Source organism: Thermodesulfobacteriota bacterium (assembly GCA_040757775.1).
In the GTDB taxonomy this organism is placed as follows: domain Bacteria; phylum Desulfobacterota; class UBA8473; order UBA8473; family UBA8473; genus UBA8473.
Map to the genome: position 1 here is coordinate 59,024 of JBFLWQ010000006.1, position 15,889 is coordinate 74,912.

Below are 15,889 nucleotides of genomic sequence, written 5' to 3' on the forward strand. Positions count from 1 at the left end.
CTCCTACTTTTTCGAGGCTCTTGGATGTTCAATCGAAAACAGTGCAGGCATCCTTCCAGGGGCACCTGGTTCGACAAAAATCCAACGGTGCTTTCTGTTTTATCAGAGAACGAAACTCCCGGGCAGTCCTCTTCTCTCCATAAGATACCCCCAACCCTTTAAGAACTATAGTATCCCACTTTCTAACTGCATCCTCGTCACCATTGGGGCTCTGGCAGCGATTGTTGTTGCAGAGGGGACACGTTTGGCACAGTTCATCAACACCCTCGATAATCTCTATTATCGTATCAGTACCCGATTGCATAGTCTCTCTAATTTTGTTCCCGATTCGGTCAAATCTCTCTCCTCTGTCAGGGAAGCTACCAGCCATAAATGGCTCACAATAGATGTGGTGTGGCCTCCATCTTGATACTTCATCGCTTTTATCATCAGCCATATTTTTTCCTCCTCTTCTCAGGGAGCATATTGTCAATACAAGAAAAGACTATTAAAAAAAGATGAATTTGTCAAGTTTAACTCTGAAAATCCATACTTACCTCTCCTGTCCTGACATCTAAACGAGAGCATCTTCTCGTAACTGAAGTCACATCATACTATTGGTGGACGTTTGGATGGAGTTCCCTGATAGCCTGGATTCGTTCAAGAACAGGGGGATGACTGTAACTCAGGAATACCTTGAGGGGGTGGGGGGTCAGGTTTGAGAGATTTTCAACACTCAGTTTTTTTAAGGCTGTAATAGTAGATTGAGGTCTGTTATAGGTTTTCACGGCATATGCATCTGCCTGGTATTCGTGGATTCGGGACAGCATGTTCCCGAAAATGGAGAGAATCATCTCTATAGGGTGATAGAGAAAGCCGAAAAAGAAGATACTCCCATAGATTGAAACCCCCTGCATCTTAAACGCTGCAAATAGTTCTCTGTTATTGATAAACAGAGATAGAATAAAGAACATCAGGGCAGTTGTCAGGATAGAAATACCGATAGACTTCAGTATGTGTCTCTTCTTGTAATGACCGATTTCATGAGCTAGAATGGAAACAAGCTCTTCTACCGTATGCTTTTCAACAAGGGTATCAAACAGAACGACCCTGCGAAATCTTCCAAAACCGGTAAAAAAGGCATTTGATTTGGCAGAGCGTTTTGATGCATCCATCGTAAAAACACCTTTGATTCTGAAGTGTTGTGATCTGGCATATTCTTCAATCGCGTTTTTGAGTGGGCTATCCTCCAGCAGGATAAATTTGTTGAAAAGAGGCATAATAGTAACTGGCGCAATAAAAATGAGAAATATCTGGAATACCGTTACAGCAATCCAGCAATAGAACCAGGCAGGTGGTCCTGCCTTTTCAAAAAGCCACAAAACAGATGAGAAAATTATTCCGCCAATCATTGCAACCAAAAGCCAGCTTTTCAGGATATCCAGAATAAATGTTTTCGGCGTTGTTCTGTTGAAACCGTACTTTTCTTCAATGACAAAGGTACCATAGATGGAAAAAGGGATGAAGAGTATCTGGGAAGCTAACAAAAGTGTCCCCGTAAAAATCAAGCCTGTTAGGATACTCCCCAGCCTGAAGCCTCGCGCGAACTGATCAACAATATCGAACCCTCCAAGGAGTATAAAGGCAATGCTAATCGGCGTAACAATGGTATTACTGATTATTCCAAACCGGGTATTTTCTCTGAGATATTCCTGGGATTTCTTGTACTCCCCGGCATCATAATAGCCGTTAAACTCTTCAGGTAAATCTGTTCTCACGTGCCGCACATTCAATGTATCAACGATCAAACCCAAAAGGTAGTTGCCAACTAAAATGGCAAGAATTATCACCAGAAAAAAATTCATACCAGCCTCTACTCACCGCCTCTCGCTGAGTAAAATAACACTATTTCAAGAAGGTAGAATTGTCAAGTATCTCTTTCCTTGACTTTTCAGGGCTACTTTTGGTAAAAAGCTAATAGATTAGCTTTGAAAAACTGCCAACAGTGTCATTTCGAACCCCTCGCTTGTCATTCCGAATCCGCCTCTGGCGGATGAGGAATCTTGTTACTTTGCTCGGGGCAGGTTCGGGGAGAAATCTTGAACAGATTAAAAGCATTAAGACTTCTCGTCGCTGTCGCTCTTCGAAATGACAAAATTGAAAATTCTCATCTATTATATAATGTCAGGGAATAATTCCGTACCCTTTTCAAATAAAAGAGGGTATAAAAATGATTTAGGTGAGATGCAAACCCCGTTTCTAAAAATGAGCGCGGGTTTTTTGTTCGCAAAATTGGAGTAAAAGGAGGCACAGAGATGAAAAAAGAACAAAAACAAACAGATGAAATATTCGACAGGATTAATAACCTGTCAATGGAACAGAGGAAAGAAATTGAAAATCTGCCTTATCAGATTAAAGAAAGAATCGATAAACTTGACGAAAGGTCAAGGGAAGAAATTGAAAAAAAAATTACCGGGCTCTGCAACCTGGACGATGCAACGAATTTTGAAAAATTTCCCAGGACAGTCAGGGAATGGCTTGAAAAAGATATTGAGAGGATACTGGGAATAACATGGAAGGATTTAACATCGAGTGTTTATGGCGAGAGGTTTTTATCCAACACACTTAGATTCTTTGTCTTTAAACTAAACACAGTTATTCAACTTTGACAACACGTTAATAAGGGGGTAAGCATGATGGATCATATGGATGAAAAGTATCTTTCTCCAACGGCCATTATTGACAGTGACCATAAAGAAATTATCGGATATGCAATGCATATAGTAGGCAGTGAGGATAAAGACCCGGTATCGAAGGCCGTAAAACTCTACTACAGAGTTCGAGACGGTATCTGGTATGATCCATATGTTCCTTTTTTTCTTCCAGAGTATTACCAGGCAAGCAATGTACTGAAGAACGGACGTGGATATTGTGTCAGTAAGGCGTCGCTCCTCTGTGCTCTCGGCAGGGCATGCGGTATCCCCTCCCGGATTGGGTTTGCTACCGTCAGAAATCACCTTGCCACCAAACAGCTTATTGAATATATGGGTTGTGACCTTTTTGTCTATCATGGATTTACAGAATTTTATCTGGAAGGTAAATGGGTAAAGGCAACGCCGGCGTTTAATATTGAGCTTTGCAGGAGACACAAGGTTATCCCCCTTGAATTCAACGGTCGGGAAGATTCAATTTTCCACCCCTATAATATGGAGAAGAAACAGTTCATGGAGTATTTGGAATTCCACGGGGCATATCCGGATATACCTGTGGATATCATTCATGCCGCATGGGAAAAGGCCTATGGCAAAGATCGAGTCATGAAATGGATTGAGGATTTTGAAAAATCAGGGGGCAAGTCGACGCGCAATTTTGACACAGAAGAGATTGTTAAATATTAAATTGGGGAAATAAAGCACCTGATACACATAGCGCAACTACAGGAGGGAAAATCATGATAGCAGGGATACTCAAGAGCAACGCTAAAAGGCATCCTGATAAGACTGCGGTAATTTTTGGAGACACAAGGTATACCTACAAGGAATTTAATGACCGTGCTAACAGCCTTGCAAACGCCTTGATCAATATGGGGTTAAGGAAGGGGGATTGGGTAGCTATGATTGCTGATGATTGCATTCAGCAGATGGAGATGTTTTGGGCAGGAGCAAAGGCAGGGATAGCCACATCTGCATTAAATACAACTTTTTCCCAGAGAGATTTTTCTCATCTCATCGGCAATGGCAAGGCAAAAGTCGTACTCTGCAGTCATAAATATCGTAATCTGGTAGAATCACTGCGTCCTGCGCTCAAGAGTGTAAAAGAGTATATTATCCTTGGCCCATCAGACAAGGGTTTCGTGGGTTATGAGGATCTCATATCCACATCTTCCTCTCCTGAGCCAGACATTGAGATTAATGAAAACGATTTGCTCTACTTTGCCAATACGAGTGGGACCACCGGCCTGTCGAAACAGGCGATGCACACGTATAAAAGCCTATTTGCTACAGCCCTGATGGATTTAGATGTACTGAACTATGATATGAGTGCCGGAGGCGTTTTCCTTGCTGCTACTCCTCTTTTTGTAGCTTACATGATTCCGAGGGTATCCATTCTCTCCTTCCATATGCGGTGTCCCCTGGTCATACCACCCAATCTCTCTCCACAGACTCTGCTCGAGATCATTGAGAAAGAACGGGTAACTAACATTTTTGGGGCTACAGCGTTTTTTCAACCGATTATAGATTACCCTGACCTCGGTAAATATAATTACTCAAGCTTGCGCCATATATTTATCTTTGGATATTATCCTCCAGAGGTGTGGCGAAGAGCGGTAGAGCTATTTGGGAATATCTTCATAGTAGGGTATGGTCTCAGTGAAATAGGGTTTATCTCTTTTCTCCCCCCTGAGGACTTTGTCTTCGAAGGTCCCCCAGAGAAAGTAAACAGGGTAAGGTCTTGTGGTCGTGAACCCTTATGGGTTGAGGCAAGGGTGATAGATGATCAGGGAATGGATGTTCAACCAGGTCAGGTTGGGGAGATTATTGTTAAGGGTCATAATATGATGAAAGGTTATTGGAATGCGCCTGAGGCTACAGAACAAACTATAAAAGGAGGCTATATTTACACTGGTGATCTGGCCTCGGTAGATGAAGAGGGATATATCTATCTTGCTGGCAGAAAGAAGGATAGCATTACTACGCAGGGGAAGGTGGTCCTGCCTTTAGAAATAGAAGAAATCATCTTGCAACACCCACAGGTTCTTGAAGTGGCAGTGATCGGTGTACCGGATGAAGAACTGGGAGAGGCAGTCAAGGCGGTAGTGATAAAAAAGGATGGGGATGTCACTGAAGAAGAGATTATTGCCCTTTGCCGGGAAAACCTTCCCGACCATGCTGTCCCGCAATCGGTAGATTTTACCGAAAGCTTACCGAAAACTGCAGGAACAGGTAGGATACAAAGATACCAGTTACGTCAAAAGTATCTTCGAACCTCTTCAGGTGGAGAGTGACGAAGGGCTGCTAAATTCTTTGCCTGTATGTCAGGCTTAGATCCTTCATGTGAAGATGCGGCCATAAGATGGTCAGCGGCTGCAGTTCAAGAGGGGTCAAGAGGGAGGGTGGCTTATGAAAATATTACTCTTACTGGTCACTTTTTTAGTCGCATTTTTTACCCTTACAGCGGATGCCAAAGAATTTGAAACCGATACCATCAAAACAGCCGCTGACAATCTGAAGATCACCTTCATCGGTCACAGTACGCTCATGTTTACCTTTGGCGGGAAGGTGATCCATGTTGATCCGTGGAGCAGTCTGGCCGATTACACAAAGCTGCCGAAGGCGGATATTATTCTGTTAACCCACGAGCACCCTGACCACTTTGATCTGAAGGCGATCGAGATTCTGCAAACCAGGAATACTATGCTGGTATTAACAGAGGCTTGTGCAGGCCGCATAAAAGGTGGCATTGTCATGCATAACGGGGATGCCAAAACCGTTCTGGGATTGAAAATAGAGGCTGTGCCTGCTTACAATATCGCTCACATGCGCAGTGATGGGCACCCCTTTCATCCAAAGGGGGTGGGAAACGGATACGTAATCACCTTTGGTGACAAGAGGGTGTATGTGGCTGGTGATACTGAAAACACTCCAGAAATGAAAACCCTGAAGAATATCGATATAGCATTCTTACCGATGAACCTGCCCTATACTATGACGCCAGAGATGGTAGCCGATGCAGCAAAGGCTATTAAGCAGAAGGTCCTCTACCCGTATCACTACGGTGAAACTGATACATCAAAAATAGTGGATTTACTGAATGATATCAAAGAGATCGAGGTACGCATCCGTAAGATGAGGTAGTGCAAAACAGAGAAATCAAAGATCAGGAGGTATTATAATGGAAAAATGGCTTCAGATGGGTAAGAAAATAAGAACATTTATCAACCCGGCAACATTCCCCGTAGCAGTAAAATTTTTAAATGAGGAGGCTCAAATTCCTGCCTCTGCCAGAAGACCTTCCAAAGACCTTAATGTCCGAATGGCTCCATGTCAGGGTACGGCTATTGCCAGACGTTATGGGTGGACAATAGCCTTCGGTAAAGATGATGTAGGATGTGCTATAGCTGCTCATACCTACGGCTGGGATAGAGTTGTTGATGATTCCGGAGCAATCAATTTTTTGACATATATGAACTATGCTGCAGATGAAAGAGCGGCGCGTGAATTGTTGGCCGGGTTTCGGCAGCTTGAAATAGGGGGAAATTTAATAGTAGTATACTCCCCGCTTGAGTGGACAAAAATCGAGCCTGATGTGGTTCTGATTTATGTGAACCCGGCACAGTTGATGCGTCTAATACATGGGGTCACACACCGAAGTGGGAAGCCAATCGAGAGCAGCTTTTCAGGCAGGGCCGCTTCCTGTACGGAAGGTGTGCTGGGTTCGTATCTGGACAATGCACCAAAAGTGGTGGTGCCCGGCAATGGTGACCGGGTTTGGGCTGGTTGTCAGGATCATGAAATGGTTATGGCAACTCCGGGAGCAAAACTACCCGAATTGGTGTATGGACTGGAGAAAACACATCAGCAGGGAATACGCTATCCAATTCCTACATACTTACGTTATGAGCCGGAAATAAAGCTTTCCCTTCCCCTCTCTGATGCTTTCAAACCGGACGCTGTTGAAAGGATAAAGAAATGAGCCATTACCTGTTCTCAATATACGATTAGTATCATTGATACATATAGGATTGCAGGTAAGTTAGACACTATAAACCTTTCCGAGAAAAGCATAGAGAATTTAGGGCAATCTATAATCAAAAGGTTCCTCAAACTGACAGAAAGAGAAGGGGTTCACCCTGTAAGAATGATGGAAAACAGGGCACATGATGTTTATATTTAAAGCTGTGGAGGTATAGGACATGTCAAAATTCAGGTTTATCGATTCCCATGTGCATCTTTTTCCTGAACCACTCTTTAATTCTATCTGGAAATGGTTTGATGAGTGTGCATGGCCAGTCAAATATAAAGTTACTGCAGACGAAGTAATAGAACTCCTCACAGATTTGGGTGCAGAGAGGCTGGTGCTTTACAACTATTCACACAAAGCAGATATTTCTTCATCTCTCAATAAGTGGAGTTATAACCTTACCCAGAGGTATCCACATCTGATAGGATTCGCAACAGCGCATCCTGAGGACGACAACTTGTTGGCCCTCCTCGACACAGCATTTGTAGATTATAACCTTTACGGCGTGAAGATACAGTGTCACGTAAACAAAATCCCCCCTGACGACGAGAGGATGTTCCCCCTCTACGAAAAGATAATTGAATACGACAAGATATTGAATATCCATGCAGGAACAGGACCTATCCTGCCGCACTCTGACTTCCGTGAGATATCCGGAGTCAACCGATTTAAGAAAGTAATGAAGAGGTATCCTGATCTACGATGCATCTTTCCACATTTGGGTGCAGACGAATTTGAGAAATTCTTTGACCTCATGAGAGAATATAAAAATATATGGACTGACACTGCCATGATGCTTACAGGGTTTTTCCCTCACGATATAAACCCCGAACGCCTCGTTGAATTCCAGGATAGGATCCTATACGGTAGTGATGCCCCAAATATCCCATACGACCTCCAGACTGAGATAAACTATATCAAAAAATTAGGGTTGGGCAAGGAGATAGAGGACAAGATATTCTATAATAATGCCAAGAGGCTGTTCAATCTCGGCCGGCGAGAAAAGGGGAGTTATGACGCTTGAACTGGCTATTGTTTTTGGGGGGTCTTTTACCCTGGCGCTTTCAGGTGCGCTCATGCCAGGCCCTCTTTTAACGGTAACTATAGCCGAGTCTGCGCATCGGGGTTTTGCAGCTGGACCTTTGCTCATGGTTGGACATGCTGTTCTCGAACTGGCTCTGGTAGTGGCTATCATTCTGGGGTTGGGGCCATTTCTGAAGATACCTTCGGTTATGGGAATCATCGCCCTGGTTGGCGGAGCCATCCTCATATGGATGGGTGTACAGATGATCCGAACGGCAGGAAGCCTCTCCTTTAATATGGAGGGGACAGGGCCTGGGGTAACTTCTTATCCTGTGCTTACCGGCATTCTTGCCAGCCTTTCCAACCCTTACTGGACACTGTGGTGGGCTACCATTGGACTGGGATATCTGGTTGCCGCCATAAAACTGGGGGTTCTGGGGGTAGGATTTTTCTTTGTGGGTCATATTGCTGCCGATTTTCTCTGGTACAGCATAGTCTCCTATGGCATAAGCCGTGGCAAAAGAATCCTGAAAGACAGAGTCTATCAACATATTATACGTTTCTGCGGCATCTTCCTTTTAGGATTCGGGGGGTGGTTTTTGCTTGCCGGAAGGACTTATCTGGGAAAAGGTACGTTATAGAAATAAGGGACATTCTATTTGTGGGAAGCAGGAGTAGAAGCTAAACTCACTTTATACAGACAGCCCGTACCTGTTTAACATCGGTAGCGCCCTTGATCGCCTTCTCGATCCCATCCTGCTTTAATGTCCTCATACTCTCTTTCATGGCTTGCTCCCGTATCTGTTCAACCCGTGCTTTGTTTTGGATTAAGGCTTTGATTTCGTCAGAGGCTATCAGTAACTCATGTATCCCCATTCTTCCTTTATAGCCTGTATTATTGCAGGCTGGACATCCTACCGGGTTATAAAAGGTCATATCCTGGGAATAAGAGATATCTAAATCTTTAAAATATTCCTCTCCATATTCCATTACTAGGTTCTTAAACTCTTCCTCTGATGGGTTATATGGTTTTTTACAATCTTTACAAAGTGTTCTTAAGAGTCTCTGAGCCAGTACCCCTAATAATGCATCGGCAAAGTTAAAGGGATCCATTCCCATGTCCAAAAGCCTTGTGATGGTCTCAGGGGCGCTGTTGGTGTGTAACGTACTGAATACAAGGTGTCCTGTCAAAGATGCCTCAATACCCGTAGAAACAGTCTCTTCGTCTCTCATCTCACCGACCATAATCACATCCGGATCCGCCCTTAAAAAGGCCCTCATTGCGGCAGCAAAGTTTAATCCAATCTTTGGGCGCACCTGAACCTGTCTCAATCCATGCTGGGTAATCTCAACAGGGTCTTCTGCTGTCCATATCTTTCTCTCCGGCGTGTTGATAAAGCCTAAAGCCGAATGGAGAGTAGTCGTCTTTCCGGAGCCTGTAGGCCCCACTACCATAACAATTCCATACGGCTTTTGTACGACCTCTTTAAAAAGATTGAGGTTTCTATCAGACATGCCCAACTTATCCAATGGGATCGGTTCACTGGCAGCAAGAATTCTCATGACTACATCTTCTGTTCCCCCGCTAGTGGGAAGGGTAGCCACCCTTAACTCTATATCCCTTCCCCCACGCACCTTGAATTTGATCTTGCCATCCTGAGGCAATCGCCTTTCAGCTATGTCCAGCTGCGACATGATCTTTATCCTGGAGACAACTGCCATTTTGTGACTGTAGGGAATAGTCTGGTAAGGAACACACATACCATCTATCCTAAGCCTAATCTCTGTATTGTTCTTGCCCGGGTAGGTCTCAACATGAATATCAGAGGCGTTTCTATTGTATGCATCGGTTATCACCTTGTTAACCAGTTGGACTATAGCGCTATCATCCTCGCTTACCTGTTGTTCCAGAGTATCAAATTCGCCCCCCTCTTCTTCGTCATCGAGTTTGCTCAATATGTCAGAGATCGACTCTCTACTCGCCTCTTCACCAAAAAAGAGGGTTAGGTAACTTATTATATCCCCTTTCAAGGCAACAACGAATTCACAATCTCTCTTTCCAAATTTTGCCTTTATAAAGTCAGTCCTCTGAAGGTCAGCCGGATTGTCGATAACTATAACTATCTTGTCCCCGTTTTTTTCTAATGGGACCCACAGGGTTTTTTTCAAATAACTAACCTTCAAACCTACCAACAGTTCCCCGGGTATAACAGCCTTGTCATCGAATTGAACAAATCTGCACTTATAAAAATCACTCAGTGATTTGCCAATATCTGTCTTTGAAACCTTGAATCTCCTCATCAATATCGTTTCAATCTCTTCCCTTTGCTCCCTGGCTTCTTTTATAGCCTCCTCCAGTTCCCTGGAAGTAATAATATGGTTGGTTACCAGGTAATCGAATTTTGAAGGCCTCCTTTTGCTCATCTTGATCTGATTATAAAAGGCTATTCCCAAAATCTTTGCAATCTCAGTAATGGATTTTTGATCTTCTCCAGTAAAATCAGTGCCATCCTTCTTGTTAATTAACTGTATGACCCCTAATAAGTATCTCTCGAATATAATGGGAGACGCTAACACCTGAACAGTTTTATAACCCGTCTTTTGATCCCAGCTCTTATCAAATCTAAGACTGGAATTAATACTTTTCAGTTGTTCTGCATCATATGCATCAGGTATATTAACAAGTTCTTTGGAATACGCTGTGTAACCTGCAATGCTTTCAGGACTAACAGGCACCCTGATCTCCTTTATTTCACTTCCTACCATAAATCTTGAATAGAGTTCCTTTTTAACCCCATCTACTGCATAGATTGTAATCCTGTCTGCATCAAACAATCTGAGCATGTCATCCTTTAAATCAACAAGAATCTCGTTTATATTCTTGGCAGAGTGGATGCGATTGGTAATCTCCCTCAATGCCAATCCATACTCCACTTCCTTCTTTAGCTTCTCAACATTGTTTTCAGTGTTGTTTATCTTTCTTGCTATATCCAATCTTCTCTCCAAAACGACCCACTGAGGAGGCTTATTCCTTCCCGCTTAAAAGTTAAAAAGAATCCTCTGCTAATCTTTGCTTACAGTAGCATACATAGATAAAAAAAATCAACCTAAAAAGAACACTTGGGTTTCTCGGTAAACACCAGTCACCTTTTTACTTGACAATAAATTACCATATATTGTAATTACCATACATTGCATAACTTGAAAATCGTAAGTTGTAAGTCGTGCGTCATGAATCGTAAGTCGGGAGTCGTAATAGAATAAAACCCATTTACGATTTACGACTTGCGGTTTTTGATCCGCCATAGGCGGATTTGCTCTCAGGGTTTATTTCTTCAAATCTCTCGATAGATTGTGCAAAGGTCTTGCCATATAGATCAAATTTGGAGGTGAAGAGTGTTTAGAAAAGAGACATTGAAAGAGATCGAGCGTTTGAACAAGGAGTATGAAGCCAATGTTAAAAGAGTATTAAAAAAATTTTCAATAGAAGAGAAAGAAGCGAAAACCCTTTCAGGCCTCCCCTTAAAATCGATTTACACCCCCCTTGATATTAGAGATAATAACTATGTTGAAGATATCTCTTATCCCGGCTTGTACCCCTTTACCAGGGGGATCACCCCAACAGGGTACAGGACAAAAGAATGGACTATACGACAGGTAGTAGGATTGGGAACTGCTGAGGAGACCAACGAGAGGCTGAAGTATCTATTTAAACAAGGGCAGACTGGATTTAGTGTCTGTGGAATGGGCTACCAGCATTATGAATCCAGTGACGAACGGAGCTTTGGTATCCTGGGAAAGGGCGGTGTATGGATTGATACCCTGGCAGACATTGAAACCCTTTTTGACGGAATAGATATGTCTAAGATCAGTATCAACCAGATTGGCTTCTCAATGCCTGTCTTTGCCATGATTCTGGCAGAAGCTGTAAGGCAGGGTGTAGATTTTAAGAGTCTGTCTGGAACTATTCAGAACTGCGTTTTCCCTTTTGGTGAGGGCCCTCAAATGAGGGGGAATGGGTCGGTGGATATCAGTGAGTATTGCACAAAGAATCTGCCGCGATGGAACCATTCTAGTATCTCTGTGAGGAATATCAGGGATGAAGGTATATCTGCCCCTCAGGAAATTGCTTTTGGGGTTTACATGGGAAGTTTTACCCTGCAATCTGTAGTCGCAAGGAATATAGATGTTGATGAAATTGCCCCCAGGATTTCCTTCTTTCTCAGCTCTGAGAATGACTTTCTTGAGGAAGTAGCCAAATTCCGCGCAATGCGCAGGTTATGGGCAAGAACCCTTAAAGAAAAGTTCAATGCCAAGGATCCCAGATCATGGCTTATGCGATTTCACACCCAGACCACATCAGTTAACCTGACAGCCCAGCAGCCTCTTAATAACATAATCCGCTCTACCATCCACGCCCTTGCCGCTGTGCTGGGGGGTGCTCAGTCAATGTCTGTAAACTCCTTTGACGAGGTCTTTGCTACACCCACCACGGCTTCGGCTACCTTATCACTGCGTACCCAACAGATAATTGCCCATGAAAGCGGTGTGGCAAACGTTATTGATCCTTTAGGCGGGTCATATTGTATAGAATCCCTTACCAATCAACTTGAACAAAAGGCAATTGAGATACTGAAAGAGTTAGAGGATATGCAGCCTCAGAAGGCATATAAGTATATTGCTGATCAGGGCAAAGAGTCTGGATATCTCAGGCAAAAGGCCATAGATAATAACGAAAGGACTATGGTGGGTGTTAATAGATTTGTTTCGAGAGAGGGTGAAGAGGGAATTGATCTCGGGAATATGGACATTCTGGGATACGACCCTAAATGGAGAGACAAACAGATAAAAAGGCTCAATCGGGTTAAAAAGGAAAGAAACCGTGGAAAAGCAGAGAAAGCCAGGAAGTTGCTGGAAGATGCATACAGGAATAAAATAAATATAATAGAACCTATGGTAGAGGCTGTTAAGGCATATCTGAGCATTGGGGAGATTGTTAAGATAAGAGAAAAGGTTTATGGCCAAGCAGATCTAAGCCATGTATGGGGATGTTACTTTGGTATGTAGGTAATCTTGGGTTTCCCTCTGTTTAAAAAGCTCAAAATACCTTTGGAGGTGGAGATTGGAGAGTAATAAAAAGATCAGAGTGCTACTGGTTTCTGATAGTCCGGGTCATTCTACCGGTTACTATGTAGTGGGAAAGGGATTGAGGGAGGCAGGTATAGAAGTAATATTGGGGGGGTTCCAGATTCCCTCTCAGATAGTGGAATCTGCCATTCAGGAGGATGTAGACTTTATAGGTTATCGAATTATGGATGGTGCCCCTGAAATTCTTGTGCCAAGATTGGTGGAATTGCTTAAGGAGAAATCAATCCGGGATATCCAGGTCATTATTGGCGGGATCATCCCCCCACCAATTGTACCCACATTGAAAGGAATTGGAATAAAAGGAATATTCACCCCCGGAACAAAGATTTCAGAAATAGTGGACTATGTTAGAAGTCATTTTGATACTGGGACATCAGGGTAACTTCTGAACTGACTAAATATTCAGGCAGGAAATAATGGAGGAAGGAGTTGTAATTGAGCGCTAAACTGGATATAAAACGTATAGAAGAAGAAAGAATCAAATGGGAGAAAAAATGTGTAAACCCTGTCCTTGAAAAAATGGGGGAACGAGAAAGTAATTTCTCGACTTCATCAATAGACAATGTAAGAAGGGTTTACACCCCGGAAGACATTAAGAATCTTGACTATCTGGATGCCCTGAATTTCCCCGGCCAATATCCCTTTACAAGAGGGATAAGGCCTACCGGCTATCGCGGACAACTCTGGACTCATCGTCTTGTTTCAGGAGCAATGGGTGGTAAAGAATCAAACAAGATATTGAAGAACCTTATTGCTCACGGCGAGACTGGGTTAAATCCGGTTTTCGACCCCCCCACTTTAAATATCAGGGATTCTGATGAAGAAATGTCTCAGGGACAGGTAGGGGTCAACGGGACAGCCATCGATACCTTAAGAGACATGGAGAATCTGTTTGATGAAATCGACATAGAGAAGGTTTCTGTCAGTCTTATTACTCCGCATCCCTTTTTATTTCCTATGTACATTGCAATGGCAGAGAATCGTGGTGTCGAGCTCCACAAACTAAGAGGAACGATCCAAAACGATTGTATCAACAATTCTCACTCGTGTAACTGGTTCAGGATGGCTCCCTTGCCCTTGCGAATGAAAATACATGGTGACGCTGTAGAGTTCGCTACGAAACATCTACCCTTATGGAATCCATTGAGTATTGTTGGCTATCATATCCGAGAAGGAGGCGCTACAGCGGCACAAGAAATTGGGTTTACCATTGCCGACGGGATTGCCTATGTGAAAGATTTCATTGAAAGGGGTATGGATGTCGACTTATTTGCCCCAAGGCTAAGTTTCTTTTTTAGTTGTGAGACAGATTTCCTTGAAGAAGTGGCTAAATTCAGGGCAGCGAGGAGGGTCTGGGCTAAAATAATGAAGAACAGATTTCATGCGAAAGAAGATACGAGCTTGCTTTTGCGGTATCACGTTCAGACAGCCGGTAGTTCCTTGCTGGCACAGCAACCATTGAACAACATAATAAGAACTACCATACAGGCACTTGCCGCAGTGTTAGGAGGTTGCAATTCTCTGCATACGAATTCGTATGATGAAGCGTTTGGTGCCCCAACTCCCGAAGCTGCTTTGATTGCCCTGCGAACTCAGCAAATTATAGCTCACGAAAGTGGCGTTGCTAATACGGTAGATCCCCTGGGGGGATCTTACTGTATTGAAGCAATTACTGATGAGCTGGAAAGAAAGTCTTTTGAAATTATAGAGCAGGTAGATCAAAGAGGAGGTGCCGTTAATGCATGGAAATGGATACAAGATACCTATCTCTCGGCGGCATATGAGAAACAAAAAAGGATAGAAAATAAAAAACAGGTCATTGTCGGGCTTAACGCGTTTACTCTTGACGAACAAAAAGAGCATAAATTAGACCTCTTTGAAATAGATCCCGATTTTGAAGAGAAACAGATTGCATTTCTACACGAGATTAAAAGAAAGAGAGACCACAAATCGCTTGAAAGGGCATTGAACGAGATAACTCATGTTACCGAAAATGGCCATAACACTATGAGACCGATGGTGGAAGCTTACAAGGCATTAGCAACTCTTGGGGAGGTTCGACTGGCTTGGGAGAGAGGGATCAATATAGTAACCTGAATAAAAATAACTGGAAAAGTTTTGCAGATTATTTGACAAAGGGTGATATATGAAAAAAAATATCAGGATTCTTTTGGCAAAACCTGGGTTAGATGGTCACCTAAGAGGCATAAACGTTTTAGCAAAAGCCTTGATGGATGCTGGAATGGAAGTGGTTTATCTGGGAGTCGATTTGACCCCAAATGAAATAGGTCAAGCGGCGGTCGAAGAAGGGGTGGATATTGTCGGACTAAGCATTCATGCAGGTGGAGCAGTAACGCTTCTTTCAAAAGTGAAGTCAGCCTTGAGTAAACAAGGAGTCGATAATATTCCTATTTTGGTGGGAGGGATCATCCCGCCAAAAGAAGAACCTATATTAAGAGAAATGGGGGTTGTGGGAATATTCGGGCCTGGATCCCACCTTCAAAGTATCATCAAATGTATAAATGAGACCGTACACCACGCAGGTCTGTAACTCCAAACTTATTCTGTTTCTCTTGAATCGTTTCTGTCCTTAACAATATCTGCTGATATCCTATCCAATATACCATTTATAAATGAACCTGATTTTTCCGAACCGAACTTTTTCCCCAAATCGATAGCCTCATTCAGGGTAACCTTGGCAGGGACATCCTTACAGTAGAAGAGTTCAAATATGGCCAGTCTTAATATACTCCTATCTACCCTGGACATCCTCTTTAGCCTCCAATTTTCCGAGCATTCCTCAATAAGCCTGTCAATTTCCTCTTTATGATTATAGACACCCTCTACCAATTTTTCAGTGAACTCCCTGGACCTTTCCAACCCCTTAAAATTCTGCCAGAAAAGGTCTAAGGCATCCCTGGCATTCTCACGGCTTATATCAATCTGATAGAGAATTTGGAGGGCTAATTCCCTGGATTTACGCCTGTTTCCCATCAAA

15 protein-coding genes are annotated in these 15,889 nt (G+C 43.1%); 11 read left to right on the top strand and 4 right to left on the bottom strand.

The window, feature by feature from the left end:
- Positions 1-28: 28 nt before the first annotated feature.
- Both AB1401_05525 and AB1401_05530 read right to left on the bottom strand, forming a co-directional pair.
- A complete protein-coding gene (locus AB1401_05525) occupies positions 29-436 on the bottom strand; it encodes a DUF1284 domain-containing protein (GenBank protein ID MEW6614907.1) in 408 nt (135 codons plus the stop codon).
- Positions 437-593: 157 nt separating this feature from the next.
- Positions 594-1,844 (bottom strand): M48 family metallopeptidase, encoded by a 1,251-nt coding sequence (locus AB1401_05530; protein ID MEW6614908.1) that lies wholly within the window; start codon positions 1,842-1,844, stop codon positions 594-596.
- 450 nt (positions 1,845-2,294) lie between these two features.
- On the opposite strand from AB1401_05530, the gene AB1401_05535 reads away from it, so the two are divergent.
- The 7 genes from AB1401_05535 (at position 2,295) to AB1401_05565 (ending at position 8,384) form a co-directional block, all read left to right on the top strand.
- Entirely contained in the window at positions 2,295-2,648 is a 354-nt protein-coding gene (locus tag AB1401_05535) for a hypothetical protein (protein ID MEW6614909.1), read from the top strand.
- Between the two features lie 24 nt (positions 2,649-2,672).
- Positions 2,673-3,377: a transglutaminase-like domain-containing protein gene (locus AB1401_05540; GenBank protein MEW6614910.1), complete on the top strand. Its 705-nt coding sequence runs from the start codon at positions 2,673-2,675 to the stop codon at positions 3,375-3,377.
- A 53-nt stretch (positions 3,378-3,430) separates the two neighbouring features.
- Positions 3,431-4,984 (top strand): AMP-binding protein, encoded by a 1,554-nt coding sequence (locus AB1401_05545; GenBank protein ID MEW6614911.1) that lies wholly within the window; start codon positions 3,431-3,433, stop codon positions 4,982-4,984.
- 115 nt (positions 4,985-5,099) lie between these two features.
- Positions 5,100-5,834, top strand: coding sequence for an MBL fold metallo-hydrolase (locus AB1401_05550; protein MEW6614912.1), 735 nt, complete (start codon positions 5,100-5,102; stop codon positions 5,832-5,834).
- A 37-nt stretch (positions 5,835-5,871) separates the two neighbouring features.
- Positions 5,872-6,672 carry a DUF169 domain-containing protein gene (locus AB1401_05555; GenBank protein ID MEW6614913.1) on the top strand — a complete coding sequence of 267 codons (801 nt, stop codon included), beginning with the start codon at positions 5,872-5,874 and terminating at the stop codon, positions 6,670-6,672.
- A 220-nt stretch (positions 6,673-6,892) separates the two neighbouring features.
- Positions 6,893-7,744 (top strand): amidohydrolase family protein, encoded by an 852-nt coding sequence (locus AB1401_05560; protein MEW6614914.1) that lies wholly within the window; start codon positions 6,893-6,895, stop codon positions 7,742-7,744.
- On the top strand, positions 7,734-8,384 hold the full coding sequence (locus AB1401_05565) for a LysE family transporter (protein ID MEW6614915.1): 651 nt from the start codon (positions 7,734-7,736) through the stop codon (positions 8,382-8,384). The genes AB1401_05560 and AB1401_05565 overlap by 11 nt, the downstream gene beginning before the upstream one ends.
- A 46-nt stretch (positions 8,385-8,430) precedes the next feature.
- Here the strand turns inward: AB1401_05565 and AB1401_05570 are convergent, their stop codons facing one another.
- Positions 8,431-10,737, bottom strand: a complete 2,307-nt coding sequence (locus AB1401_05570; GenBank protein MEW6614916.1) for a GspE/PulE family protein — start codon at positions 10,735-10,737, stop codon at positions 8,431-8,433.
- A 402-nt stretch (positions 10,738-11,139) separates the two neighbouring features.
- Here AB1401_05570 and AB1401_05575 point away from each other — a divergent pair, with 402 nt between their 5' ends.
- From AB1401_05575 to AB1401_05590, 4 genes are read left to right on the top strand one after another with little or no spacing between them, the layout of a single operon-like run.
- Complete coding sequence (locus AB1401_05575) at positions 11,140-12,810, top strand: methylmalonyl-CoA mutase family protein (GenBank protein MEW6614917.1); 1,671 nt, start codon at positions 11,140-11,142, stop codon at positions 12,808-12,810.
- 55 nt (positions 12,811-12,865) lie between these two features.
- Positions 12,866-13,273, top strand: a complete 408-nt coding sequence (locus tag AB1401_05580; protein ID MEW6614918.1) for a cobalamin-dependent protein — start codon at positions 12,866-12,868, stop codon at positions 13,271-13,273.
- Between the two features lie 53 nt (positions 13,274-13,326).
- Positions 13,327-14,988 carry a methylmalonyl-CoA mutase family protein gene (locus tag AB1401_05585; GenBank protein ID MEW6614919.1) on the top strand — a complete coding sequence of 554 codons (1,662 nt, stop codon included), beginning with the start codon at positions 13,327-13,329 and terminating at the stop codon, positions 14,986-14,988.
- Positions 14,989-15,037: 49 nt separating this feature from the next.
- Positions 15,038-15,442, top strand: a complete 405-nt coding sequence (locus AB1401_05590) for a cobalamin B12-binding domain-containing protein (GenBank protein MEW6614920.1) — start codon at positions 15,038-15,040, stop codon at positions 15,440-15,442.
- 8 nt (positions 15,443-15,450) lie between these two features.
- On the opposite strand, the gene nusB is transcribed toward AB1401_05590, so the two are convergent.
- Positions 15,451-15,885, bottom strand: a complete 435-nt coding sequence (nusB, locus tag AB1401_05595; protein ID MEW6614921.1) for a transcription antitermination factor NusB — start codon at positions 15,883-15,885, stop codon at positions 15,451-15,453.
- Positions 15,886-15,889 lie beyond the last annotated feature (4 nt).